The organism is Halalkalibacter suaedae (assembly GCF_017939705.1).
Classification (GTDB): domain Bacteria; phylum Bacillota; class Bacilli; order Bacillales; family Bacillaceae_D; genus Halalkalibacter; species Halalkalibacter suaedae.
Map to the genome: position 1 here is coordinate 374,934 of NZ_JAGKSQ010000003.1, position 24,253 is coordinate 399,186.

26 protein-coding genes and 1 other annotated feature are annotated in these 24,253 nt (G+C 38.3%); of the genes, 3 read left to right on the forward strand and 23 right to left on the reverse strand.

Annotation, left to right across the window (positions count from 1 at the left end; all coding sequences use genetic code 11):
* Positions 1-146 precede the first annotated feature (146 nt).
* Complete coding sequence (locus tag J7W16_RS09425; RefSeq protein ID WP_246879926.1) at positions 147-1,286, forward strand: histidine kinase N-terminal domain-containing protein; 1,140 nt, start codon at positions 147-149, stop codon at positions 1,284-1,286.
* Between the two features lie 143 nt (positions 1,287-1,429).
* Here the strand turns inward: J7W16_RS09425 and sigK are convergent, their stop codons facing one another.
* From sigK to J7W16_RS09450, 5 genes are all read right to left on the reverse strand, one after another.
* Positions 1,430-2,137 carry an RNA polymerase sporulation sigma factor SigK gene (gene sigK / locus J7W16_RS09430; protein ID WP_210597039.1) on the reverse strand — a complete coding sequence of 236 codons (708 nt, stop codon included), beginning with the start codon at positions 2,135-2,137 and terminating at the stop codon, positions 1,430-1,432.
* A gap of 221 nt (positions 2,138-2,358) precedes the next feature.
* Complete coding sequence (locus tag J7W16_RS22620) at positions 2,359-3,672, reverse strand: protoglobin domain-containing protein (RefSeq protein WP_210597040.1); 1,314 nt, start codon at positions 3,670-3,672, stop codon at positions 2,359-2,361.
* A 121-nt stretch (positions 3,673-3,793) separates the two neighbouring features.
* On the reverse strand, positions 3,794-5,068 hold the full coding sequence (locus J7W16_RS09440; RefSeq protein ID WP_210597041.1) for a putative bifunctional diguanylate cyclase/phosphodiesterase: 1,275 nt from the start codon (positions 5,066-5,068) through the stop codon (positions 3,794-3,796).
* Positions 5,065-5,832: an MHYT domain-containing protein gene (locus J7W16_RS09445; RefSeq protein ID WP_210597042.1), complete on the reverse strand. Its 768-nt coding sequence runs from the start codon at positions 5,830-5,832 to the stop codon at positions 5,065-5,067. Before J7W16_RS09445 ends, J7W16_RS09440 begins: the two co-directional genes overlap by 4 nt.
* A gap of 75 nt (positions 5,833-5,907) precedes the next feature.
* Positions 5,908-7,053 (reverse strand): M20 family metallopeptidase, encoded by a 1,146-nt coding sequence (locus J7W16_RS09450; protein WP_210597043.1) that lies wholly within the window; start codon positions 7,051-7,053, stop codon positions 5,908-5,910.
* Positions 7,054-7,651: 598 nt separating this feature from the next.
* Here J7W16_RS09450 and J7W16_RS09455 point away from each other — a divergent pair.
* Positions 7,652-8,263: an NUDIX hydrolase gene (locus J7W16_RS09455; RefSeq protein WP_210597044.1), complete on the forward strand. Its 612-nt coding sequence runs from the start codon at positions 7,652-7,654 to the stop codon at positions 8,261-8,263.
* A gap of 5 nt (positions 8,264-8,268) precedes the next feature.
* On the opposite strand, the gene J7W16_RS09460 is transcribed toward J7W16_RS09455, so the two are convergent.
* The 3 genes from J7W16_RS09460 to mtnN all read right to left on the reverse strand — a co-directional run bounded on the left by J7W16_RS09460 (position 8,269) and on the right by mtnN (position 10,912).
* Positions 8,269-9,765 carry an MDR family MFS transporter gene (locus J7W16_RS09460; protein ID WP_210597045.1) on the reverse strand — a complete coding sequence of 499 codons (1,497 nt, stop codon included), beginning with the start codon at positions 9,763-9,765 and terminating at the stop codon, positions 8,269-8,271.
* 134 nt (positions 9,766-9,899) lie between these two features.
* A complete protein-coding gene (locus J7W16_RS09465; protein WP_210597046.1) occupies positions 9,900-10,127 on the reverse strand; it encodes a YrhC family protein in 228 nt (75 codons plus the stop codon).
* An 89-nt stretch (positions 10,128-10,216) separates the two neighbouring features.
* The gene (mtnN, locus tag J7W16_RS09470; RefSeq protein ID WP_210597047.1) at positions 10,217-10,912 is read right to left on the reverse strand and encodes a 5'-methylthioadenosine/S-adenosylhomocysteine nucleosidase; all 696 of its coding nucleotides are present in this window, start codon (positions 10,910-10,912) and stop codon (positions 10,217-10,219) included.
* A 97-nt stretch (positions 10,913-11,009) separates the two neighbouring features.
* Between mtnN and J7W16_RS09475 the strand changes: the two genes are divergently transcribed.
* Positions 11,010-11,216, forward strand: coding sequence for a DUF2536 family protein (locus J7W16_RS09475; protein ID WP_210597048.1), 207 nt, complete (start codon positions 11,010-11,012; stop codon positions 11,214-11,216).
* Positions 11,217-11,912: 696 nt separating this feature from the next.
* On the opposite strand, the gene J7W16_RS09480 is transcribed toward J7W16_RS09475, so the two are convergent.
* The 15 genes from J7W16_RS09480 to J7W16_RS09545 form a co-directional block, all read right to left on the reverse strand.
* On the reverse strand, positions 11,913-12,512 hold the full coding sequence (locus J7W16_RS09480; protein WP_210597049.1) for a YrrS family protein: 600 nt from the start codon (positions 12,510-12,512) through the stop codon (positions 11,913-11,915).
* 191 nt (positions 12,513-12,703) lie between these two features.
* Positions 12,704-13,183 (reverse strand): transcription elongation factor GreA, encoded by a 480-nt coding sequence (greA, locus tag J7W16_RS09485; protein WP_210597050.1) that lies wholly within the window; start codon positions 13,181-13,183, stop codon positions 12,704-12,706.
* A gap of 123 nt (positions 13,184-13,306) precedes the next feature.
* On the reverse strand, positions 13,307-13,942 hold the full coding sequence (gene udk / locus J7W16_RS09490; protein WP_210597051.1) for a uridine kinase: 636 nt from the start codon (positions 13,940-13,942) through the stop codon (positions 13,307-13,309).
* Complete coding sequence (locus J7W16_RS09495) at positions 13,942-15,204, reverse strand: peptidase U32 family protein (RefSeq protein WP_210597052.1); 1,263 nt, start codon at positions 15,202-15,204, stop codon at positions 13,942-13,944. Before J7W16_RS09495 ends, udk begins: the two co-directional genes overlap by 1 nt.
* A gap of 20 nt (positions 15,205-15,224) precedes the next feature.
* Positions 15,225-16,157 (reverse strand): peptidase U32 family protein, encoded by a 933-nt coding sequence (locus J7W16_RS09500; protein ID WP_210597053.1) that lies wholly within the window; start codon positions 16,155-16,157, stop codon positions 15,225-15,227.
* Between the two features lie 16 nt (positions 16,158-16,173).
* Positions 16,174-16,809 carry an O-methyltransferase gene (locus tag J7W16_RS09505; RefSeq protein WP_210597054.1) on the reverse strand — a complete coding sequence of 212 codons (636 nt, stop codon included), beginning with the start codon at positions 16,807-16,809 and terminating at the stop codon, positions 16,174-16,176.
* 71 nt (positions 16,810-16,880) lie between these two features.
* The gene (gene mltG, locus J7W16_RS09510; RefSeq protein ID WP_210597055.1) at positions 16,881-18,044 is read right to left on the reverse strand and encodes an endolytic transglycosylase MltG; all 1,164 of its coding nucleotides are present in this window, start codon (positions 18,042-18,044) and stop codon (positions 16,881-16,883) included.
* A gap of 97 nt (positions 18,045-18,141) precedes the next feature.
* Positions 18,142-18,435 carry a DUF1292 domain-containing protein gene (locus J7W16_RS09515; RefSeq protein ID WP_210597056.1) on the reverse strand — a complete coding sequence of 98 codons (294 nt, stop codon included), beginning with the start codon at positions 18,433-18,435 and terminating at the stop codon, positions 18,142-18,144.
* A gap of 16 nt (positions 18,436-18,451) precedes the next feature.
* Entirely contained in the window at positions 18,452-18,871 is a 420-nt protein-coding gene (ruvX, locus tag J7W16_RS09520; protein WP_210597057.1) for a Holliday junction resolvase RuvX, read from the reverse strand.
* The gene (locus tag J7W16_RS09525; RefSeq protein ID WP_210597058.1) at positions 18,868-19,140 is read right to left on the reverse strand and encodes an IreB family regulatory phosphoprotein; all 273 of its coding nucleotides are present in this window, start codon (positions 19,138-19,140) and stop codon (positions 18,868-18,870) included. Before J7W16_RS09525 ends, ruvX begins: the two co-directional genes overlap by 4 nt.
* Positions 19,141-19,235: 95 nt before the next feature.
* On the reverse strand, positions 19,236-21,875 hold the full coding sequence (alaS, locus tag J7W16_RS09530; RefSeq protein WP_210597059.1) for an alanine--tRNA ligase: 2,640 nt from the start codon (positions 21,873-21,875) through the stop codon (positions 19,236-19,238).
* Between the two features lie 92 nt (positions 21,876-21,967).
* Positions 21,968-22,171 (reverse strand) — a binding site (T-box leader).
* 43 nt (positions 22,172-22,214) lie between these two features.
* Positions 22,215-23,279 (reverse strand): AI-2E family transporter, encoded by a 1,065-nt coding sequence (locus J7W16_RS09535; RefSeq protein ID WP_210597060.1) that lies wholly within the window; start codon positions 23,277-23,279, stop codon positions 22,215-22,217.
* 96 nt (positions 23,280-23,375) lie between these two features.
* Positions 23,376-23,507, reverse strand: coding sequence for a hypothetical protein (locus J7W16_RS22180; protein ID WP_283246036.1), 132 nt, complete (start codon positions 23,505-23,507; stop codon positions 23,376-23,378).
* A gap of 26 nt (positions 23,508-23,533) precedes the next feature.
* Positions 23,534-23,722: a hypothetical protein gene (locus J7W16_RS09540; protein WP_210597061.1), complete on the reverse strand. Its 189-nt coding sequence runs from the start codon at positions 23,720-23,722 to the stop codon at positions 23,534-23,536.
* A gap of 15 nt (positions 23,723-23,737) precedes the next feature.
* The gene (locus tag J7W16_RS09545) at positions 23,738-24,208 is read right to left on the reverse strand and encodes a PRC-barrel domain-containing protein (protein WP_210597062.1); all 471 of its coding nucleotides are present in this window, start codon (positions 24,206-24,208) and stop codon (positions 23,738-23,740) included.
* Positions 24,209-24,253: the final 45 nt, after the last annotated feature.

Sequence of the window (24,253 nt, forward strand, 5' to 3'; positions counted from 1 at the left end):
CAGTCGTTTATTTTTGTGAAACGACTGTTTTTTTTGTAGTTTTCAAAAAAAAACAGGTATAATAAAAAAAATGTCAAATTATAATGATACATGCTTAAATTAATACAAAATAAATTTCCTTTATAATCTTTAACTGAAGGCAGTGAATGTACATGGAAGTCGCTAATCAAAATAGCAAATCGAGCCTTAGTACGTTAATTAAACATTTGGAAGAACACGAAACGACATTATTAACTGAATGGGAAAATCAAATCATCGTTGATCCAGAAGACCCTTCTAAAGAGAAGGTTAGACAGAATGGCTATTTAATGTATCAATTAACAAAAAAGACGTTATTTAACGAAATTACAGAAAGCGAAATTGAAGAGCTTGCCAATAAGATAGCATTAGAACGTATTGAAGCAAATATTAATATCGGTGACTTTGTCTACAATGTAAATATTGGTCGAAGTGCAGTTATTGATTATATGTTGCGAGCAAATATTGATGCATCAAAGCTACGTGTCTATGTTAAAAAGGTAAATTCACAATTTGATGAGTTCTGCTACCACGCTGTTTCAATTTACACTGACATAAAGAGCAAAGAACTGAACGAAAAGAATGGAATTATTAATCAAACCCACCGTGACAAATTAGTAGTCCTTGGTCAAATGTCCGCTAGTTTTGTTCATGAATTCCGCAATCCCTTAACCTCTATTATCGGTTTTAATAAGCTACTTAGACAAGAATACCCAGATATGAAATACTTAGACATCATTCAACTAGAGCTAGATCAATTAAAATTCCGGATCACTCAATTTTTACACACATCAAAAATTGATATGATCAATGTTAAGGAACCTTTCATCCTTTATGACTTATTAGATGATATTTTGAACTTTTTATATCCTAGTATTGTTGATACTGATGTTAGTCTGAAACTAAATATCGATCAAACCATTGAAATAAAGGCGAATAAAGATGAGTTAAAACAGGTATTTTTAAACATATTGATGAACTCCATTGATGCAGTTCAACAAAGAGAAAAACCAAGAATAGTTATCGTTGAAGCCTCTAAATCTGAAAATGGCCATATTGTTATCTCGATTGTGAATAATGGACCGATCATTCCCCAGGAAGTCCAGCAAACGATTTTTGAACCGTTTTTTACGACGAAGGAAGTTGGAACTGGTATCGGACTTTATGTTTGTAACAATATCATAGAAAAACATAATGGACGCTTAACTTGTCAATCAACTCATGAGATGACGACATTCACGATCGAAATACCAATCAATCTGGATTAAGCATAAAAGAGGCCGGGATACTAATGTCTGAACTGACTTAAAACCTGAACAAAGGCGGTGTAGGGACACCGCTCCTGAGACAAATACTTTGTTCGGAATTGCAGTTAGTCGCTTTAGTTATGCCCAGCCTCTAGCCTTAGTCATTATGATTTTCCTTGGCTTTGTTTATAAAATTCATGAAACAATTTCATTAGGGCTCGCTTCTCAATTCTTGAGACATAGCTTCTTGAAATACCGAGCTCCTTAGCAATCTCTCGTTGGGTCCTTTCCTCTTCAAGATTCAAACCGAACCTTCCTACAATAACCTCTTTTTCTCTTCCATCCAGAACATGGATGAATTTATAAATTTGGCTTTTCTCCATTTTCGTTTGAATCACGTCAACGATATCGTCTCCTTCTTCTTGGAGGACATCGATGAGTGTGATTTCATTCCCTTCCTTATCCGTTCCAATCGGATCATGCAAAGAGACATCCTTTTTAACCTTCTTCAATGCCCTGAGGTGCATCAGAATTTCATTTTCGATACATCTGGCTGCGTAGGTTGCTAATTTCGTTCCCTTGCCATCAGAGTAGCTCTCAATCGCCTTGATTAATCCAATTGTTCCAATTGAAATTAAATCTTCGGTATCTTCTCTTGTATTTTCAAATTTCTTAACAATATGTGCGACGAGTCTTAAATTATGTTCAATTAGTAAATTTCGGGCCTCCTCGTCTCCTTCCTGCATTAGTTTTAAGTATTTGCGTTCCTCGTCTTTTTTTAGTGGTTGTGGGAAGGCATTGTTTTTTACAAATGATACAAACACAATGACTTCTTTTACAAAGTAAGATATAGCAGCTAGTATTGTTGACACGAAATCACCCCCAATTTGTCGTTACTCATCCCTATGTCAAACTGGGCTTGCCCGTGTCTGTACACCTAGAAAAAATGATAAAAACTTAGCTATTCGAAGGATTACTGAGTTCCTTTATACCTTTTACAATTATTGTAAAATACAAAAAGATGGCGTGTCTCTAGAGGGTTTTTCAACCTTTCAAAGAAACACGCCATGCTATTGGTGAATGGAGCGGTAATTTATATTTTTGTTGACGATTGGTTTAATTCATCAGCTGCAACTGCAATTTGTGAAGAAGCCGAAGCAACTTCTTTTAACGTGCTAACAAAATTCAATAATTCCTCTTTTACTTCTGTTGTTTGTTCTTTACTTAAGCCCATTGCTTGAGTAATATCCCCGAATAGTTTCGAAGTTTCATTGACCAGCTCTACACTTTCATTCATTTTGTTCTCAACTGCTTCAATTGAACTTGTTACACGATTCATCTGACCATTTGTTTTATCAATTAATGCTGAAATAGTCGAAACCGATTGTTTAGTCTGATCTGCAAGCTTACGAACTTCTTCTGAAACAACAGCAAAGCCTCGACCATGCTCTCCTGCTCTTGCTGCTTCAATTGCTGCATTTAAAGCTAACAGATTTGTTTGATCCGCTACATCTGTAATTAATGAGATAATTGCGGTAATATCATTTGATGTCTGTCTTAATTCCTTCGACTCTTGCACAATTCCGGTAACACTCTTTTGAATATCACCAATGATTCTTCTTTGTTCAGTCATCTGTCCTTTTCCATCCTCAGAAACGGTTTCAGCTTGAGTAGCATATTCTAAATTTTTTATCGATTTATCTTCAATCTTTCTCGCCTGAGCATTAAGGTCCTCCATTGAAGCACTCGTTTGTTCAGAGATTGCTGCTAACTCCTCAGTTGATTGTCTAATCACTTCAGTTAGTGCCTTTTTTTGATCATTAAACTCTTGACGTATTCGTTCGTTCTCCAACTCATACGCTTCTAATACTACTTGTTGTTCCCAGTTTAGTAGCTTACTTATCACAGCCATTGCCCGAACCAATTCATCATTATTATTTAATTCTTTATTTAACATCGTTAAGAAGGATTGAGTCAGTAGCTGAAATGAGAGAATATACCACTTGGTTGGTAATCCAATTGATACGTGAACATGTGCAATTCGAATTCTTTTTTTCATATATTCTTCGGTAATTTCACCGTCGAACATTTCGCTTATATGTCTTGTGAGTGTTTTCTTTAAACGGTCTGTTGTACTGTGCTCATTAATAATTTGATTGAGACCTGGTTGACTTAGAAGTACTCGGTAAAAATCCTCAATTATCTGTTCGATATTTTCCAACACGATCGGTTTTAAGGATTGTGCAAAAGCAAGGTCTTCTTCATTTAATCCAATCATAAGAGATTGTTCATAGTGTTCTGAACGATCGCTTAATGAGAGAGTTCCTTTATGTTGATCACTCTGTTGAATACGAGCTTCTGGTTGTTTCGTAAATGTACGTTTAATCTTTGAAAATGGACACGCCATCATTAATCCCCCTAAACGAGAAAAAAGTCGTTTTTTGTCAAATGCACTGCTTTTTCCTTATTATCACATAAAAATATTAATTAACAAGTACTTTTTAACATTACCAAAAAAAAGCAGTAAGCTAGTTCTGCTTACTGCTACCAAAACGTTCCGTTAGTTGTTCTAATGACAATGGCTTTGAATAAAAATACCCTTGGCCATAGTCACAACCGATACTTGTTAGGAATTGATCTTGTTCTAGTATTTCAATTCCTTCAGCCACTATCTCTAGACCAATCTTTTTTGATATGAGAACAATTAACTCTGTAATTCCATTATCCTTCTCGTCTCCAGGGATACCCTCTATAAAAGCTTTGTCGATTTTCAACGTATCAATTGGTAGATTTTTAAGATATGTTAGGGAGGATAAGCCTGTACCAAAATCATCTAACGCAATTGTTAACCCTATTCCCCTCAAGTCGTCTAACATTTCAATCGCCCGATTAACATTCTCCATGATAGCTGTCTCTGTCACTTCTAATTCAATATTAATCGATTTGGGGTTAACTTCCGTCTGCTCTAAAATATCTTTAATCATCTCATTCCCATTTTGCAATTGAAAGAAAGTTGCAGACAAATTGACCGCAAGCTTTTGTATTGGAAAATGTTCTTGATTCCACCTTTTCACCTGCTGACATGCTCTAAAAAAGATTGATTTTGTTAAGTCTTGAATAAGTCCATATTTCTCAGCAATCGGAATGAATTCTGCCGGTGAAACCATTCCTAATTGTTTGTTCTCCCACCTCAGTAACACTTCAGCACTATCTATCTTTCTCGTTTTCAAATTAATCTTCGGTTGATAATAGAGACTAAATCCAGTGAATTCAACGATATCCTTTTTAAGTTCATGAAGAATTTCCTGTTCTCGTTCATCTGAATGCTTTGCTTCATCGTAGACTACCCAATCACTTCCATTTTTCTTAGCCGCTCTTAAAGCATGTTCCAATGCCTTAGTAATTTTCGACGGATACATCATTTCAACGCGTTCATGCTGATATACACTTAATGAGATAGATAGAACGATTGGGTTTCCTAGCACATTGAATGGTTCAGCAAACCATTCGAATAACTGTGTACAGGTTGCTTCAATTTCTCTATTATCTTTATTTATAATTAGAAGAAACTTTGCCCCGTCATAACGCACGATTGTATGAGTTTCTGAGCAATGCTCTCTTAGACGTTCTGAAACTTGAACTAAAAGTTCATCACCCTTCTCAAAACCAAATGATTCGTTAATCCACTTATACCTCTCAATATCTAAAAGGATAAAAAAGGTTGAGCCCTCAGGTTGATTATTCCTTTTCCTGTAGGCATTGACTCGCTCCTCAAACCATCTCTGATTATAAAACCCAGTCAATCCATCTCTGTACAGTAACCGTTAAAGAAGCGACGTTCTGATTGCAAATAGACAATGAGAACAATAATTGCTGCTCCTACAATCACTCCACTAATCGTACCAAGAAATTCTCTAGAACGTACTGGACTACTACCAAGCAAATCTTGATTTGCAATTGGCAGACAGAATTCAGAGGCAACCATTCCCGTATAATGCATGCCTGATATCGCCAATCCCATCACAATTGCAACAGGAACTGTAACCCAACCAGTATTTATTTTCTGTAGTACACGAAAAAGATATAGGGCTACAAACGAAACAGCGACTGCTATCACAATGGAAAGCAGGAGTGGCATGTCCCTATACGAAAGAATACCTGGGAATTGTATAGCTGACATACCGATATAATGCATGGAGGTGATCCCTCCTCCCATCACTAAGCCAGCAATCAATAAAAGCAACGGTTTTGGTTTAAAGCGATACAGCGTAAAAAAGGCAATAAATGCCGAAAAAATAGCAGGGACAATCGATAGAAATGTTAAACCCCAGTGATACGTTATTTCTATTGGAATACTGAATGACGCCATTCCAATAAAATGCATTGCCCATATCGATAACCCCATCGTACATGAAGCAATAAGTAAAATTGACCATTTAAACTCATTATTTCGTGCTAACCTTTGATTCATTTCTAAAGATGCGTATGAACCTGCACAGGCAACAATTATTGAAGCGATCACTAAGAGTGGATCATAGTATTTTGTTAAAAGAATAAGCTCTTGCAATGTCTAGCAACTTCCCTTCTAAGTAGTAGTATCTAAGTTAGCTAAGTTAGCTTTTGAACAAAAAAAAAGAGAAGCTCACTGTTCAGTATGCTTCCCTTTTACTAAACGTTCAATTACTTTTGCGAGCAAAATCGTTCTCTCTGTTAATGAGTTGATTTCCAAATATTCCTTCTCACTATGGGCATTTCCACCAATTGGTCCTAAGCCATCAATAGTCGGGATTCCCATTGCAGATGTAAATGAAGCATCAGATCCTCCACCCGTTTTTGTATCCTTAATTGTCATGCCAAGCTCTGATCCTACCTTTTTAACGATATTAAAAAGCTCTGCAATTTGCTTGTTTTTAAGCATTGGTGGACGGCTCATGTCACCAGTTAGCTCAATTTCTGTCCCCATTACATCAGAAGATGCACACATCTCTTCAATCTTGTGCTCCATTTCTTCTGCTTGTTCTAATGTCGCCACTCGTACATCAATGTGACCAATCGCCATTGCAGAAATGGTGTTAACTGCATCTCCACCTTCTATTATCCCAACGTTGACGGATATCCCATGTTCATGGTCATTCAATTCATGTAGTTTTACAATTTTGTGGGCTAATTCTTCAATCGCACTTCTTCCTTTTTCAGGTTCAATTCCAGAATGAGCCGCTTTTCCATGAACTTCAATTGTGAAACGACCACTCCCTCTTCTCTCTGTAACCACAGAACCATCGCGTCTTGCTGGTTCCATAACAAGTGCATATGATTTTCCTTTTGATTCCTTTTCAATATAAGGTCGCGACGTCTGCGAACCAATTTCTTCATCACTATTCAAAATAATCTGAACACGTTGGTAAGACGTCGATCCAGACTCCTTTAAATACGTTAACGCATGAATAACAGAAACAAGACTAGCTTTCATATCAATAACACCCGGGCCGTATGCACGTCGATCTTTAATCATGAATGGTCGCTTTTGGGCCGTACCTTTTTCAAAGACTGTATCCATATGAGCCACGATTAAAACCATTGGTTCTTCATCACAATCAGGACGGATAATCAAGTGATTACCAACCTTCTCCTCGGTGATGATTTCAATCTTATATCCCAATTGTTCAAAATAAGGCATTAAGATCTGCCCTACTTGATCGACACCTTCTTTATACAATGAACCACTATCTGTATTCACTAATTCCTCAAGTAGCTGAAGCATTTCCTTTTCATTTAAATGAACATCCATCTGTTTCTTCCCCTTACCCTTCATCCACATTAATCTTATCTCTATTATATGTGTCACCTATGCTATATTTTCGTGTATTTTGTCTATTTTTGCAATAGGATGCATATGGAAACAAAAAAAACTTTAGTCATTCAGAAAAACCACCTGATTTATCACACGATTCTTCAAGTGGCTGTCATCCTTCTAAAGTTAAATGTAACTCATAAAAATATGGTTACATATCATATAGTTTTATAACTATTCGCTTGCACAAAAAAAATGAGCGATTCACATGTGAACCGCTCGCAATGGGGGAGAGTAGAGAGAACATTTTTGGAAGCTAGGTCAATGACCTTTCCTATATACAATGTAACGTATTCGAGAGATGTTCACAGCATGTTTGTAATATCATCTGACAAAAAACTTATTCTGAAATCATTAAGAAACCAGCAGGGCTTCTCTACACAAGAAAATGATATAATTTACAGATAAGAGTCTAGTCGCACATCTTTTAAAAGTCTTGTGATGAGTGCCTTCTCATCATAAGACGCCTAGAGAACGAAATCATTGCCACATGTTTTAGATGCTTTTTGAAAAATGCACGATAAGGAGGCTCAAGATGAAAAGAGAGACAATCAGCCATATTGAAAAACAACTTGCAAATCGGAAAGTAGGTATACTTGGCCAGGATCAAATGAAAAATGCTGCAGTCATTTTACCGTTAATCAACGTTAATGACCAGTTATCGCTTTTATTCGAGGTCCGTTCCCATACACTCAACACACAACCAGGTGAAATTTGTTTTCCTGGTGGAAGAATTGATCAGACTGATTCAAGTCCAAGCGATGCAGCCATCCGAGAGCTTACGGAAGAACTGTTAATAGACCGAAAGCACGTTAATATAATTGCTGACCTTGATATTCTTGTCACGCCATTTAGGGGAATTATTTATCCATTCGTAGCTACTCTAGACATTGAATTTCAATCACTTAAACCCAATTTGTCAGAAGTTGATCATCTTTTTACTGTTCCGTTATCACATTTCTATAGTCATTCACCAGAGTGTCACCAAATGAGTTTTTCATTGGATCCAATCAATAATGGCCCGCTTACATTAATTAAGAACAGAAGCCATATCCTCTCACAACACTTTTATTATTACGATGACTATATTATTTGGGGTCTCACAGCAAATATTTTAAAGCATTTCATTGAGTTAACAAAAGATTAAGCTAATTAAGTCTGTTTTTCCTGCTTGTTATGATCTTTCGGTAGCAATCGAATAAAGACAAACGTGATTATTGATAGAATAAATAATGACCCAAAGACAGTTACCATACCTTCAGCCAAACCAACTCGTAACAGCTCCAACTCAGATGTCGAAAGGAGGCTTCGCTCAGATTCGTCAAGAATAACATTTATTGCATTAATCGACGGTTCAACGGATAACTCCTTCTGGTTTTGTTCAAAGAAACTCCGTAGATCCTTATTTAAGAGACCGCCTAGGAGGGCCACTCCAACTGCACCACCTAACTGTCTCATAAACATATTCATCGCTGTCGCTTCTCCTCTTACTCGCCAATCAACACTAGATTGAATTGAAACAATAAAGGTTGTCGTCGTGAAGCCCATTCCAACACCAAGAAAAAAGGAACCAGCCCCAGCAATTAGAGGATGGGCTACGAATGGTAATGTAAAATAGCAAAGACCTCCAACAAGCAAAGCGAGTCCCCCAATTACAGCCGTCACCCTAAATCCTGTCTTTAGCATCATCTTTCCTGCAATCGTTGAAGAAATCGGCCAGCCAATTGAAATAACCGTTAGCGTCAGTCCTGCTACTAATGGTGTCTGGCCTAATACTCCCTGAACATATGTCGGTAGGAAGGTCGAGATTGCTAGCAGCATAGCACCCGCAGTAAAAGAAGCTAAATTAGAATAGCGTATCACTTTTCTCTTCCATAAACTCAGCGTCATAATAGGCGAGCTGGCTTTTCGTTCATGACGAATAAAAAGCAGCAAAGAGATAAGTGAGACCATCAATAGAATCACCAATTGTAGCGTTGAAAGCAGAGCAGAGCCGTCTATTTGAACTAAAACAAACATCAAGGTAGCAACTGTTATAAATAACAAGATCGCCCCTAAATAATCTACTTTCTGTTTTTGCTCATCTATTTTCTCTTGGAGAAAAATTAAGATAATGATCAACGAAAGAATACCAAAAGGAATATTAATCCAGAAAATCCACGACCAATTGACGTACTCAATAAAAAAGGCACCTAGAAGCGGTCCAACTATTGCTGAAATCCCCCAAATACTTGCTAAATACCCCTGAATCTTTGCTCGTTCCTCTTTGGAGTACATATCTCCTACAATGGTCGTTGCAATGGGTTGGACCGCCCCCGCTCCAATGCCTTGAACGAAACGAGAGAAAATTAACATTTCCATTGACCTTGAAAAACCACAAATGAACGAACCAATTAAAAAAAGACATATACCAAATCCGAATACTTTTTTTCTACCAAAAATATCAGCAAGCTTCCCATACAAGGGAATCGTTACAACTTGCATAAGTAAATAACTAGAAAAGACCCAACTGAAAAAGGCAAATCCTCCAAGATCTCCGACTATTTTTGGCATAGCCGTTGCAACAATTGTCGCTTCGACAGCTGCCATAAACATCGCTAACATAATTGCAGCAAGCACCACAGGTCGTTTCGTTTCAGTTCTCTTCATCATTTCTCCAATCTAAACCAATATCAACCTATTTTATCAAATGAGATTTGAGACATCCAGAAAACAATATCAAAAAGAGTGTTATCAAAGGTCCTTTGATAACACTCTATCTATTAGTAAATCTATAAATAACTCTACTCATGCAGCTGTTTCTGTGCTTTCATAGCCAGGCGATGGCATACAAAAGAACATCCTAGCATCATGAAAATTCCAACAATGAATAAACCTTGCCATTGTGTAACATCTTGTGTAGGAATTACTAAACCGATAAATAGAAAAATACTAAGTGATAATAAGATAAATCCAAATTGCTTATAATCAGTAACTTTATCTTCTAATTGCTTTTGCTTTTTATCTTCCATTTATCTTCCTCCTAATCTTCTATCATTCTATCATTGTTTGATCAAGATAGGATGATGTAATGATCGTTAACTGAGGAAGATTTCACCACTTACTTACTTAATTCTTCAACCATTAAGAGTACTTGTTTCGCTGAATTAACTGAAGCTGTTTCTAAAAATTGATCGTATGACACTTTCGCATCGCTGCCAGCAATATCTGATAATGAACGAATGATAACAAATGGAACCTCAAACTGAAAACATACTTGAGCAATAGCTCCAGCTTCCATTTCAGCACAATATGGATTATCAAATCGCTCCTTCAATTGCTGAACAAGATGATGATCACTCATAAAGGAATCACCAGAAAGGATCAGACCCTTGACTGCATGAATTCCCACACGCTCTGCCGCCTTTTCAGCGACTTGTACAAGCTGCTCGCTAGGAGCATAGAAAGCAGGCATTGCTGGGACTTGTCCGAATTCATAACCAAATACCGTTGCATCAACATCATTGTAACGGATCTCAGTCGAGATAACGATATCACCAACACTAAGTTTTTCATAAAAACCGCCAGCTGAACCTGTGTTAATAATACAGTCTGGTTGAAATAGTTGAATCAACAACGTTGTTCCAACGGCTGCATTTACCTTTCCAATGCCTGATTTTAATAAAATGATATCTTGTCCATTTAATTTTCCTTGGTGAAACTCACAACCAGCAATTGTTTGATCTATTCGTTGATCTAACTTTTCTTTTAATAATTCAACTTCCTCATCCATTGCACCAATAATTCCAATTTTCATTAATAACACCCTTTCTATGTACTATTGCTAGTATACACGCTAATGATTTGATTCACACATTTTTTCTGATATGATAATAATAAAAAAGGTGATAGGAATGTCTTTGCAATTAGATAGAATGGAAGATAAGATTGAATGTTTTGAAACAGATAATATTAAAGCATTGGAACGCCAAATAGCTGAACAAATTGAAATAAACAAAGTTCTACTTTTACAAGTTCACTCTGTTCATCATAGTGTTTATATTCACCCACGTACGGAGCAACCCATTTATACAGCCACTGTTCATTTTAAGGCAAAATAAAGTGGCCGTAAAAAGTCGCTTCGATCACGCTACCGGGATGGGGGCATGCACCCTCCGGCGGGCGTTGAACTCACCGGCTTCGCCGGTGAATTTCAAACCTGCCCTTTCTTCCTGCAGGAGTCGGCCCGCCCATTCCGTCCGCTTTGATGAGAGAAAAAATAGAATTTTTCCTATTAACAGTAAAAAACAAGTAAAACTTTAGCCACAAAAAGAACTGATAAATCACTGTGACAAAATCGCAACACCCAGTTGAAGTACTACTTGGATGTGAAAAATACAATGTCTGACCTTTACTATGTGGCTGCTATAAAGAAGTTACTACAAGAAAGACGCATCCAGTCACGTTAAATTAAAGTCAAGACACGGCTATGAAAATTTTAGTCTCTTCCGCATGCAAGTTCAAAGTACCACTCAATTTTCGTAATTAATCTCAAACGAATCATGAACTTAAAAAGTGAGAAGCAAAGTGTCTAACTGAAATACCGAACAAAGCAATCACGTAGCGGATGAAATATACGTAGACTCCTGCGGGATGATAAAGCCAAAGGTGAGACCCCACAGGCGTAGCCGAGGAGGCTCACCGGCTTCCCGCGGAAAGCGAAGTATATTTCAGGAGCGGTTTACGCCCGCCAACTATTATTGTTCGGATTTTCTATTAGTGAATCACTTTTGTCCCAACCTCTTTTCGTATTTACACTACCCTTGGTATGGATTACTCGTTAGCTGTTTCTTTTCAACAGGTGTCCAGCCTTGGCCATCAACCCATTCAATGAAAACCTCATAGGGCTGCCCTTGATTGGCTGGGTCACTTACGACTCCACGAACTCTAGTCGGACTACCTCCATTTTCAACTCTCCAAGGAATCATATTTTCATCAAGACCTGTTGCATAACGTAGGGCTTCCATCATTTCTTGCCAGTTTACACTGTCTTGACTAAAGTTAGGCGTAAACTCACCCGTTTGCTCTGTGCCAATCGGTTCCCACTCTCCATCTTGGACGGGCTCTTGATCTTGTTCAGTCTCTTCTTCTTCTGTCTCTATATCTTCATTTGTCGCTGTATCTGTGCCCGTTTCTTCTTCTGACTCACTAGGATCAGTAATTGAATCAACAGGGGCTTGTTCATTTGTTTCATTTTCAGTTTCAAGCTCTTGCTCATTTAATGCAACTTCGCTGTTGTTTCCACCTAAAAAGATTTGTGCTGCAAATACCCCAATTAAGGCAATAACAACGACTATAGCAATATTTAGGATTGTATTCAGTCTCTGCTTCTTACGTTGTTTATAGCGATAGCTCATTCTACACACTCCCATCTACTATTCTCTATCCTATATTATACTAGAACGAACTTACTCCTGCGATACAACAACACAAAAATAGTCCTTATTTACCTATATTCGCTGTCTGTCCAACTCATTCCATTTTCAAACAAAAAGAGTTTAGACTCTGATAATAAAAAAACTGCTCATTTCTGAGCAGTTTTTTTAGCTTATCGAATATCTACAATTTTAATTTCCATTTCTCCACCAGGTGTATTCACTGAAACCTTATCGTTTACTCGTTTTCCAAGTAAGCTTTGTGCCATTGGTGAGTCATTTGAAATCTTTCCTTCAGCCGGATCTGATTCAGCACTACCAACGATAATATATTCTTCTTCGTCACCATCTGGAAGCTCAATAAATTTAACAGTCTTTCCTAGTGATACAACATTAGATGCTGCAGGCGTTTCTTCTTCAATCATCACTGCATTTCTAATCATTTTTTCAAGTTGAATAATACGGCCTTCAACGAAAGCCTGCTCTTCTTTTGCAGAATCATACTCTGAGTTTTCTGAAAGGTCACCGAAACTACGAGCGATCTTTATTCGTTCAACGACTTCTTTACGTCGTTCTGTCTTTAAGTATTCTACCTCTTCTTCAAGCTTACGCTTACCATCCATCGTCATATAGTGCTTTTTCTCTTCTGCCACGTCGTTCACTCCTCATTGGTCCTTCAATAATTAGGTATAAATAAATATAAGCATATCATACATATGTAAAACGAAAACTCGATAGACGAGTTTTCTGAAATCCCTTACATGTACTATATCCTATTACAAAATTGCCTTTTCTTCAATAATTGCACGAATTTTTGTTACAATTAAATCAATTGCTACTTGATTTTGCCCACCTTCAGGCACAATCACATCCGCATAGCGCTTCGTTGGTTCAATAAATTGCAAATGCATTGGTCGGACGACTGAAATATATTGTTCAATAATTGATTCAATTGACCTTCCTCTGTCCTGAACATCTCGAACAAGGCGACGTATGATTCGGATATCGGCATCTGCATCAACAAATAATTTAATATCCATCAAGTCTCGAAGACGATCATCTTCAAGAATTAATATACCCTCTAAAATGATAACATCTTTAGGTGCAATCGATAACACTTCACTTGAGCGAGTATGATTAGCATAATCGTACACAGGTTTCTCAATACCCATGCCCTCTTGTAGCATCTTCAAATGGTCAAGTAATAAGTCATTATCAAAAGCGAGAGGATGATCGTAATTTGTTAGCAACCGCTCCTCAAAGCTAAGATGAGCTTGATCTTTATAATAAGCATCTTGTTCAATTAAGACAATCGATTGCTCATTAAATTGATGAAAAATTTCTTTAGCCACGGTCGTTTTCCCGGATCCTGTGCCCCCGGCAACGCCGATAATAATTGGTTTTGCAGCCATTAACGAACCTCTTTACGCATCATATTTTGTGGATAGACTTGTTGATCAACTTTAAATTTCACAATCTGTAGTGGATGTCGAGCCGCGTCAAGTTCATTACCCTTTTCATCCCAGATCGTTCCTACCTTTTGAACGAAATTAGTTATTTCTGGACCGAAAAATTCAATCTCATCTCCAGGTTTAAAATGATTTCTTTGTTGTAATGTCACAATCTTTGTTTCTTCATCGTAGCCAAGAACTAGTCCGGCAAAATCATACTTTGTTCTCTTTGGATGATTTCCAAACATCTGCTCTTCATATGTTGGATTGCCTTCGAAAAACTGCGGTGCAAAATCACGATTAGCACATTTCTCTAGCTCATCAACCCAGGCTTTGTCAATTTGAAAATTGTCCGGATCAGCACAGTAAGCATCAATTACTTTACGATACACACTTGTCACTGTTGCCACATAGTGAATAGATTTCATTCGCCCTTCGACTTTTAAGCTATCAATGCCTGCCTCAATAACTTTGGGAATGGCTTGAAGTAAATTTAGATCTTTCGGGCTCATTGTATACTGAACATCATTTTCGTCAAATAATGCTCTTTCACCATTTTGATCTAGTTCATATAGATCATATTCCCAACGACAGGACTGACAGCAACCACCGCGATTCGAATCTCTAGCTGTCATATGATTGCTCAACACACATCGACCAGAATAAGCGATACACATCGCCCCATGAACAAATGTTTCGATTTCGATATCAACATGCTTTTTCATTTCAAGCATTTCTTCAAGGCCAACCTCACGTGCAAGAACAACACGGTGTAAGCCTTCCTCTTTCCAATACTTAACGGCAAGCCAGTTTGATAAGGACTGTTGAGTACTTAAATGTACCTCTACCTTTGGAGCTACACGTTTGCACGTTTCGATAATCAGAGGATCAGCAACAATAATTCCAGTTACACCAACCTCCTGCAGTCCTTGCAAATAGTCCTCAAGTCCATCCATGTTCTCATTATGGGCAAAGATATTGGTTGTCACGTATACCTTAGCTCCATATTTATTTGCGAAGTCAACTCCCTCTTTCATTTCCTCCAAGGAGAAGTTTCCTGCATTGGAACGTAAGCCAAACTCTCTTCCACCAATAAAAACCGCATCCGCACCATAATGCACAGCAATTTTTAGTTTTTCTAAATCACCAGCCGGGGCAAGTAACTCTGGTTTTTTGGTGATCACTCTTTTTTCTGTTGTTGCTACTTCTACCATTGTTGACATAGGATATCCCCCTTCTTGATTTAATAAACCGTTTCTTTAAAGAAAAAACCAGTATCTAATTTCCTATACTGTGGCTGTAAGCTGTTGAGTACGTCTAAATATTGTTCTTTACGGTCTTCATACTCGCCACGTTGGTCAAGACATAAATCAATCGCTTCACGGTAAATTGATGTAACCTGTTCCATGTAATCTGTTGATTTTAGTAATCCCTCAATTTTAAAACAATCTATACCAGCATCAATCATTTCTTCAAGTTCATCGATAATACAGATGTCATTTGGACTCATAATATGTGTGCCATTCTCATCTTCATAAATCGGATAACGTGCATCACGTTCAGGATCAAATAAGAGCAGGTTTCGATCTTTATCACGACGTTCTACCTCGAGATTTTTCCCTTGGAACTGCATATAATGACCAATAAGAGTTCGTTTCGATTGAAACATACAGGTCATACCATGTACTTGTACTTCCACAGCAACCTCTGCATTGTCTTTGATTTCAAGAATTGCTTCCATATTAATTTCACGTGAAAGCACGGCACGACTCGCTCCTTTTCGACCCCAGTAATTAGCCGTGAACCAATTGGTCACAGTCGTTTCTGTATTCCAATGCAGCTTCATAGCTGGTGCAACCTCACGAACAGTCATTAATACAGCAGGATCTCCGAATACAATGCCATCAACATTCGTTCTATTTAAAAAAGCAATATAATCAGCTAACTCGTCAACTTTTTCGTTATGAAAGAGAGCTGTCATTGCTACATAAACGTTCTTTCCTTTTGCGTGAGCGACATCTACAGCTTCCGTAATATCACTACGAGAAAATTCCCCAGCTAAACGTAAACCGTATCGTTCTTCCCCGATGAGAATCGCATCTGCACCAGCACTAATTAAGCGTTGTACCGCATCTAGATCCTTGGGTGTAACAAGTAATTCAGGTCTTGTTCCCAATGTAATGCACCTCTTTTTATTTTTTTATACTAACAGCTAGTCCATCCCCAACTGGTAAAATCATTGTTTCGTAGCCAGGATGACTCATTAACCATTGATTGTATCGTTTAATCTTTTGTGCTAATTTCAGCAGGCGTTTATTATCGATGTCTTCTTCAGCAACAAAGCCTCGAAAAAGAACATTATCTGAAAATATGACCCCACCTTGTTTAACAAATGGGCTATACAAATCAAAAAAACGCTGATATTGTCCTTTTGCAGCATCAATAAATAATACATCATACAAGGGGTCAGATTCAAGTCTTTGTGCCAATTCAAGTGCGTCTCCAAAGTGTACATGGATGCGATCAGCTAGATTAAGCTTTTGTATATTTTCAATAGCTTGTTCATAGCGGACCTGATCCCTTTCGATTGTAACCACTGCCGCACCTGTCGCCTCAGCCATACGAATGGCAGAATAACCAATAGCAGCACCAATTTCTAAAATTCGTTGTGGCTTTATTAATTTTAATTGCTGCAAGAAACATTCCATACCTACTAGCTCCATAATCGGGATCTCGTGTTCTGCTGCATAGGCTTCTATTTGTTCAACCTCAGCTTTTCTGGTTGGGATTAACTCTCTTAAATAGCTATCTAGTTGTTGACTAATCATATTGTCCTCCGTCACTAAAATAGAAATGAGCAAAAGAGGGTGTGTCAGGTGACACCTCCCTCTTCATTACTTCATTCGTTTTCTTGTTCTTCTTCTAACTCACCTTGTGACTCGGCATCGATCCACTCTTGTCTATACTGTTGGTGGACTCGATTATGTTCTTCATATGTTTCTGAATAAATAACCTCACCATTTACCCGTGCATAAAAGAACAAAGCTCCTGTTCTTTCTGGACGGACAGCTGCTTGAATAGAGTCCTTTCCAGGATTAGCAATTGGTCCAACTGGTATCCCTTTATAGCGATACGTATTATAAGGTGAATCGATCTTCAAGTCAGTAAGGCTAGTCATATAACGATGCTCACCAATCGCATAAGCGACAGTTGGATCAACCTGTAATGGCATATCACTCTCAAGTCGGTCATGCAAAACTCCAGAAATTTTATAGCGGTCTTCTGATGTCTTAGCTTCTCTTTCTATGATAGAAGCTAATGTTAAAATTTCATGGATCGTATAACCACTTTCAGCAATTTCACTAGATAATTCATCAACTACTGTTTGAGTACGGTTCAGCATCGCTTCAATAATGTCTTTGATTGAAGGATCTTCAACCATGAATTCATACTGTGCAGGAAACACATAGCCTTCTAATGGGTGTCTAATGCTCTCATTTAAGATTTCTTCAGTAAGCATAGGGTACTGATCAATTAACGCTTCTACATACTCACGATCGCTTAAGACAGCCTGGATGTCCTCAACAGCATGTCCAGTTGAATTAGCTATCATCACAGCAACATCTTCAAGCCAACGACCTTCTGGTATCGTGAAAACTAGCTCCGGCTCTTCTAACACGCGACCTTCTTTTAATTCGCTAATTAATTCGTCTAAGGTCATTGAGGTTGATAGATTGTATTCACCTGCTTGGAAACCAGATTCGTTTTTATAACGGACGTAATAACGAAACAATGTACCATTACGAACAAGTCCCTCTTCTTCTAATATCGTTCCAATTTGATTCGCAGTTGAACCTATTGGTATCGTTACTTGGATTTCTTCGGGAGATTCTTCGTCAATCGGACCTAAAGCATTTTTCAAATAATAGTATGAGCTTATCCCTAAAATTGTCCCGACGATCAATAAGCCAAGGACACAGAAAAAGACAACGCGTCTCACAATTCTCGCTTGAGAAACTCGTTTATCATAGAGACTTCTTGGTTTTTCGTTGGAATTTGACATTCTTCTCCTCCTTCCACCGTACCATTATACTACATTTTATAAGCATGTCACCAAAAAAAAAGTTGTTGAGACTGTCCTCAACAACTTTCTGTAGAATCTATTCTTCCTCTTCTTCTTCACTAAATGTATTGAGCATCTCTTCTACCATTTCCCACTCTTCATCCGTTTCAACTGGGAAAAGAGCAATATCATCTTCTTCCCCTTCACGATCCTCGTAGCGGAATGCAAATACTTCTACTTCTTCATCCTCATCTTCTTCTGCACCGACTGGTGTTACTAGAATATACGAGTTGTTTGTTGCATCAACGTGAAAACGGAAAAGCTCATCAAATAAATGCTCATCACCATTCTCATCTGGAATTACGATACGTTCTTTTTCTTCTTCTTGCATAATGCACCTCTTTTTATTATTTTCCATTATGGTCAAGATACCCTTGGAGGATCATGACCGCAGCCATCTTATCAATGACCTTTTTTCGCTTTTTCCGACTCACATCGGCAGAAATAAGCATTTTTTCGGCCGCAACTGTTGTTAAGCGTTCATCCCATAGCTTTATTGTACACGTAACAACCTTGCTTAATCCCTCTGCAAATTCCTGACTTCTTTCACCACTTGGTCCAATCGAGCCATTCATATTCTTAGGAAGCCCAATAACAATCGTATCGACCTGATACTCCTTGACCAATGTTGTGATTTTCTCAATGTCTTGTTCTGGAGCTTCTTCATCTCGTCTCAAGGTTTCTAAGCCTTGAGCTGTCCAACCTAATTCGTCACTTAATGCAATACCTATTGTCTTTGTACCTAAATCAAGTCCAAGTGCTCTCATTCATTCTCCTTACGGTGTTGTGATAAATAGGATTTCACTAATTCCTCAATTAATTCATCCCTTTCAAGCTTTCGAATGAGTGTACGTGCATCCTTATGACGAGGGATGTAGGCCGGATCTCCTGAAAGTAAATAGCCTACAATTTGGTTAATGGGGTTATAGCCTTTCTCCTCTAGTGACTCATAGACAGAAAGGAGTACCTCTTGGACATCAACACCAACCGAATCATCTTGAAAATTAAATTGCATCGTTTTGTCCATAGAGCTCATCACAAACACCTCTTTCATTCTTTGCTAGTATCCTTAACAATGCCCAACGAATATACTAGCTTGTCTTATTTCCATTGTACACCATATTCTTCTAATTAGGAAATCGTATTTACGTATTCATGGACGTAAGCCAGGGCATCTTCTAGTTCTGCTGGATTTTTCCCACCAGCTTGTGCCATGTCTGGTCTTCCGCCACCACCGCCACCGCATCTGGTCGCGACTTCTTTCACAATTTTCCCAGCGTGATAGCCCGAACCAATCAAGTCCTTTGTAACCCCTGCAACAATATTCACTTTGTCACCAGAAACGGATCCAAGCACGATTACACCAGAAGCTAAATCTTGTTTCAACGTATCAACGATTCCACGTAGTGCATCCATATCTCCTGCATTCACTTTTTTGGTTAGAACATTTACACCGTTAATTTGGACAACTGAATCAACAAGATTCCCCGCTTCCATATTACCCAATTTTGATGTTAATGATTCATTCTCTCTTTGAAGATCTCGAATTTGTTGTTGCACTGACTCAATACGATTTGGAACATCCTCTACTCGTTTCGCTTTCAAGCTTGATGCAGCTTCCCTTAATAATTGAATCTGCTTATTCATATGCTCATAAGCACCTTGACCTGTAACAGCTTCGATCCGTCTAACTCCTGCACCAATTCCTGATTCAGAGACAAGCTTGAAGAGACCAATTTCTGCCGTATTACTGACATGACACCCTCCACATAGTTCAAGGCTATAATCACCTACCTGAACGACTCTTACCGTTTCACCATACTTTTCTCCAAAAAGAGCCATTGCTCCCATTGCTCTAGCTTCATCAAGCTTTTTTGAAGAAATATCGACATTTGTTGCCTTCCAGATTTGCTGATTAACAATCTCTTCAATCTTCGTTAATTCATCTGAAGTTACTTGACCAAAATGAGAGAAGTCAAAACGCAACCGTTCTTCTGAAACAAGCGAACCTGCCTGGTTAACATGTTCACCTAAAACATCTTTCAGTGCTTGGTGTAACAGATGCGTAGCCGTATGATTTTTGACAATTGCTTGACGCTCGCTTTCTTCAACAATCGCAGTTACCTCTTCACCTTGCTTAAAGAATCCTTCCTTTATATAAACTGTGTGAAGATGCTGGCCGTTTGGTGCTTTCACTACGTCTGTCACTTCAGCAAGACCACTTTCACCACGGATAAGACCCTTATCTGAAATTTGTCCACCACTTTCAGCGTAAAATGGTGTTTCATTTAAGATGACTTGCACCGTTTGTCCAGCCGCTACTTCTGTTGTTATTTCCTTATTCGCAATTAAGACCTCTATTACCGCATCTGATTTTATTGAGTCATAACCGATAAACTTACTGCTAACTGTAATCTGTCCAAGGATTTCATCTTGAACCTGCATTGACCCCGATTCCTGTCTAGCGGAGCGTGCCCGGTTTCGTTGACCCTCCATCTCTACCTCAAAACCTTCACGATCAATCGTTAAACCCTTCTCTTCAACATATTCTTCAGTCAGGTCAACAGGGAATCCATATGTGTCATAAAGACGAAACACATCTGAACCAGCAATAACATTCTTTCCTTCAGCCTCTGCATCTGCAAGAATTTTGCTAAGAATTGTTAATCCTTCATGCAACGTCTCATGAAAACGTTCTTCTTCATTTTTAATAACCTTTTGCACAAATTCTGTCTTTTCTTTTACTTCTGGGTAAAAGTCTTTCATAATATCAGCAACAACAGGAACTAACTGATACATGAAAGGACGATCGATTTGAATCAGCTTTGCATAACGAACAGCACGACGTAATAAGCGACGGAGAACGTACCCACGTCCTTCATTTGAAGGAAGGGCCCCATCTGATACTGCAAATGCTACTGTACGAACGTGGTCTGCTATGACCTTAAAGCTTACATCGGTTTCAACGGCTTGTCCGTATTTGACCTCTGTCATTTCCTCTGTCGCACGAATAATCGGCATGAACAAGTCAGTTTCAAAATTTGTTGGAACGTCTTGAATAACGGAAACCATACGCTCAAGACCCATTCCTGTATCAATATTCTTTTTAGGAAGCGGTGTATAGGTACCATCAGGGTTATGATTAAATTGTGAGAACACTAAATTCCACACTTCTAAATAGCGGTCGTTTTCTCCACCTGGGTATAATTCTGAATCATTTTCGTCATTGCCATATGACTCCCCACGATCGTAGAATATCTCAGTATTAGGACCACTAGGACCTTCTCCAATGTCCCAAAAATTCCCTTCCAAGCGAATAATTCTTTCCTCAGGGATACCAATATTATTTTTCCAATAATCATATGCTTCATTATCTTCTGGGTGGACAGTTACAGAGAGCTTTTCAGGATCAAATCCAATCCATTTCTCACTAGTTAAGAATTCCCATGCCCATTCAATTGCTTCTTCTTTAAAATAGTCTCCAATTGAGAAGTTACCAAGCATCTCAAAAAATGTGTGGTGGCGAGCTGTCTTACCAACATTTTCAATATCATTTGTTCGAATTGATTTTTGTGCATTCGTAATTCTCGGGTTCTCAGGAATCACACGGCCATCAAAATACTTCTTTAGTGTTGCTACTCCACTATTAATCCAAAGTAAAGTTGGATCTTCGTGCGGAACAAGGGATGCACTTGGCTCAATATCATGATTTTTCTCCTTGAAGAAATCAAGATACATTTGACGAACCTGTGCTGAAGTTAATGTTTTCATCGTTTCCATCTCCTTATGTATAAACAAAATCTAAAAAAGCTAACTGTACTAAAAGAGCACTTTCAAAAACAAAAAAACTCCCCCCCTAAAAGAAAAGGGGCGAGAGTTTCATCACGCGGTACCACCCTAATTATAGACATTGTCTATCGCTTTACAACTTTAACGCAGTTAACGGCAGAGTTATTCTGCACTCAGGAGTAGCGTTCTGAAACCCTTCACTTAGCCTATCTCTCAGCCTAGGATAAGCCTCTCTATACAAGTGGACTGAATCATACTTATTCCATCAACGTTTTATACTGTCAATTTGCCCTTTTATTATAAAAATGTAGTGAGTAAATGTCAATCTTTCATCATAAAACAGCGTATATGCACTAAAGTAACCTTGGTAATTGCGAGCACTGGAACAGCTAACAGCATTCCGATAAAACCACCCACTTCAGCACCAACTATTAAGGCAAGGATCAACAGAGCTGGATGTAAATGCAAAGACTTCCCTACAATAATAGGGGACAACACATTACTTTCAATTTGTTGAATAACAAATAGGACAGTTGCCGTCATAGCTCCTAGTTGCCATGAATCGAGAAAAGCCAAAATAACTGCAGGAATTGCACCAATGATTGGACCAAAAAAAGGAACTAGGTCCATAAAAGCAATGAATAGTCCGAGCAAGATCGGATAAGGCACACCCAGAATCCATAAACCGATCATTGACAAAAGCCCTACCGTTAAAGAAACCAGAAGCTGCCCTCTAATATAACTTCCAATCGTATGATCAACATCTTTGATATATCTCGCTAAAAATGAACGCCACTTTTTGGGTGTTAGATACCATGTGACCCGTTGTATTTGATCAAAGTCTTTTAAAAAATAAAACACTAAGAATGGAATAACCAACAAAGAAAACATAGAAGTAAGTAGAAACATAGCAATCGTTTCAATTTGTTGAAGAATATGCTTTCCTAATTCTCCTAGCTGAACAGACCAATCTCTTGCTTGATCTCTTAAAGGATGAGGTAAATCATTTACTTGTTGTTCAATTTCATAGGTGGCTTGTTCTAAAACCTTCATTTGCTTAGGTAATGTTTCTAAAAACAATTGTACCTGATGGATTAATGTAGGGATCCCTGTTGTAAATAAATACGTGATTAATCCTAAAATTAGTAAGAAAATAATAAAGACAGCTATCGTTCGCGACAAACCAGCATCATGCATTTTCTCAACTAGTGGATGCAACAAATATGCGAGAATAAAAGCAATTCCGACTGGTAAGAGTAGTGTTTTTCCAATCTCAACAAATGGGGCAAATAAAGGGGCAAGTTGAATGAGCACAAGCAGAATAAGAAGAGTCAGGAGAATGATACTCAAACGACTTATCCACTTCTGTTGTAGATCTTTGTCCATAATCCACCTCCACTTTTATTGTGTGCATTCAGCCTTAATCCATACAAAAAAGGCCGTTTGTAGTCACTACATGACATACAAACGACCTTTGCTTTCTTACTTAAACATTTTTTTCATCGGACGCATCATTTTATCAAATTGGTTTGTTTTTTTACGATCAGTCATGGTTGTATACGCTGCTGCTCCAATTCCAGCAACGATCAAAGAGTTTCTTAATGCTCTGTTCATATGTCTCACCACCTGTCTGTTAGGTATTACATCCCAACATGTAAGTCCTGATCCTCAAACAGATCATCAAGTGAGCTAAGTGAGCCATCCTCCTCAACTTGGTGCATCGAAAGCTTCCCCTTTTGTAGACTCATTTCAACAAAACAATTCCAGCAGTAATATTGGTTTGTACCAATCTTCCCGATATCTTTACTTTGGCAATTAGGACAACGCATGAATAAGGCCCCTTTCTATTCGGTTAGAATTGCCCGACCACCGGCGATTGTCAGATTGGCTTGACTATTGACAACTCTCCGACCTTCTATCAAGTCTGCAACTAACCCTTCTGTCACTTCATACCCTACGATTCTCCCCAACTCCTCATGAAAATATACGTCCTCCAATAAGCCTAATTTCTCTCCTTCTTTCGTTAGAAGAGCTGTACCCTGGAGTCGTCTTTTCCCATGTCTAAGCAGGAAGGCTTGTTTGTCCTTTACATAGGGCTTTAATTCACTAGAGCTCTTAATCATGATGCCGTCATCGCCAAAGCTTAATACATTCTCTACTGGAAGAAACAGATGTCTCGTAAGTAAGCCTTTAGGGTCGACCATAAAACCAGATACATGTCCGTTGAGGTAAATTAAATCGATCATGTGACCGCACTCTTCTCCTGATGCTCTTGAAAGAACCGGTAAACCCTCTACTGTTGAAAAAGTTCGCAAAGAAATCGCCACCTTCCGAACAATTATAGTGTCGGAAGAAAAGAA

What these genes read in the sequence shown, in the direction of transcription:
- J7W16_RS09425 (WP_246879926.1), top strand. Translation starts at nt 147, where the DNA reads ATGTACATGGAAGTCGCTAATCAAAATAGCAAATCGAGCCTTAGTACG.
- J7W16_RS22620 (WP_210597040.1), bottom strand. Translation starts at nt 3,672, where the DNA reads ATGGCGTGTCCATTTTCAAAGATTAAACGTACATTTACGAAACAACCA.
- J7W16_RS09450 (WP_210597043.1), bottom strand. Translation starts at nt 7,053, where the DNA reads ATGGATGTTCATTTAAATGAAAAGGAAATGCTTCAGCTACTTGAGGAA.
- J7W16_RS09455 (WP_210597044.1), top strand. Translation starts at nt 7,652, where the DNA reads ATGAAAAGAGAGACAATCAGCCATATTGAAAAACAACTTGCAAATCGG.
- J7W16_RS09460 (WP_210597045.1), bottom strand. Translation starts at nt 9,765, where the DNA reads ATGAAGAGAACTGAAACGAAACGACCTGTGGTGCTTGCTGCAATTATG.
- J7W16_RS09465 (WP_210597046.1), bottom strand. Translation starts at nt 10,127, where the DNA reads ATGGAAGATAAAAAGCAAAAGCAATTAGAAGATAAAGTTACTGATTAT.
- mtnN (WP_210597047.1), bottom strand. Translation starts at nt 10,912, where the DNA reads ATGAAAATTGGAATTATTGGTGCAATGGATGAGGAAGTTGAATTATTA.
- J7W16_RS09475 (WP_210597048.1), top strand. Translation starts at nt 11,010, where the DNA reads ATGTCTTTGCAATTAGATAGAATGGAAGATAAGATTGAATGTTTTGAA.
- J7W16_RS09480 (WP_210597049.1), bottom strand. Translation starts at nt 12,512, where the DNA reads ATGAGCTATCGCTATAAACAACGTAAGAAGCAGAGACTGAATACAATC.
- udk (WP_210597051.1), bottom strand. Translation starts at nt 13,942, where the DNA reads ATGGCTGCAAAACCAATTATTATCGGCGTTGCCGGGGGCACAGGATCC.
- J7W16_RS09495 (WP_210597052.1), bottom strand. Translation starts at nt 15,204, where the DNA reads ATGTCAACAATGGTAGAAGTAGCAACAACAGAAAAAAGAGTGATCACC.
- J7W16_RS09505 (WP_210597054.1), bottom strand. Translation starts at nt 16,809, where the DNA reads ATGATTAGTCAACAACTAGATAGCTATTTAAGAGAGTTAATCCCAACC.
- mltG (WP_210597055.1), bottom strand. Translation starts at nt 18,044, where the DNA reads ATGTCAAATTCCAACGAAAAACCAAGAAGTCTCTATGATAAACGAGTT.
- J7W16_RS09515 (WP_210597056.1), bottom strand. Translation starts at nt 18,435, where the DNA reads ATGCAAGAAGAAGAAAAAGAACGTATCGTAATTCCAGATGAGAATGGT.
- ruvX (WP_210597057.1), bottom strand. Translation starts at nt 18,871, where the DNA reads ATGAGAGCACTTGGACTTGATTTAGGTACAAAGACAATAGGTATTGCA.
- J7W16_RS09525 (WP_210597058.1), bottom strand. Translation starts at nt 19,140, where the DNA reads ATGAGCTCTATGGACAAAACGATGCAATTTAATTTTCAAGATGATTCG.
- alaS (WP_210597059.1), bottom strand. Translation starts at nt 21,875, where the DNA reads ATGAAAACATTAACTTCAGCACAGGTTCGTCAAATGTATCTTGATTTC.
- J7W16_RS09535 (WP_210597060.1), bottom strand. Translation starts at nt 23,279, where the DNA reads ATGGACAAAGATCTACAACAGAAGTGGATAAGTCGTTTGAGTATCATT.
- J7W16_RS22180 (WP_283246036.1), bottom strand. Translation starts at nt 23,507, where the DNA reads ATGAACAGAGCATTAAGAAACTCTTTGATCGTTGCTGGAATTGGAGCA.
- J7W16_RS09540 (WP_210597061.1), bottom strand. Translation starts at nt 23,722, where the DNA reads ATGCGTTGTCCTAATTGCCAAAGTAAAGATATCGGGAAGATTGGTACA.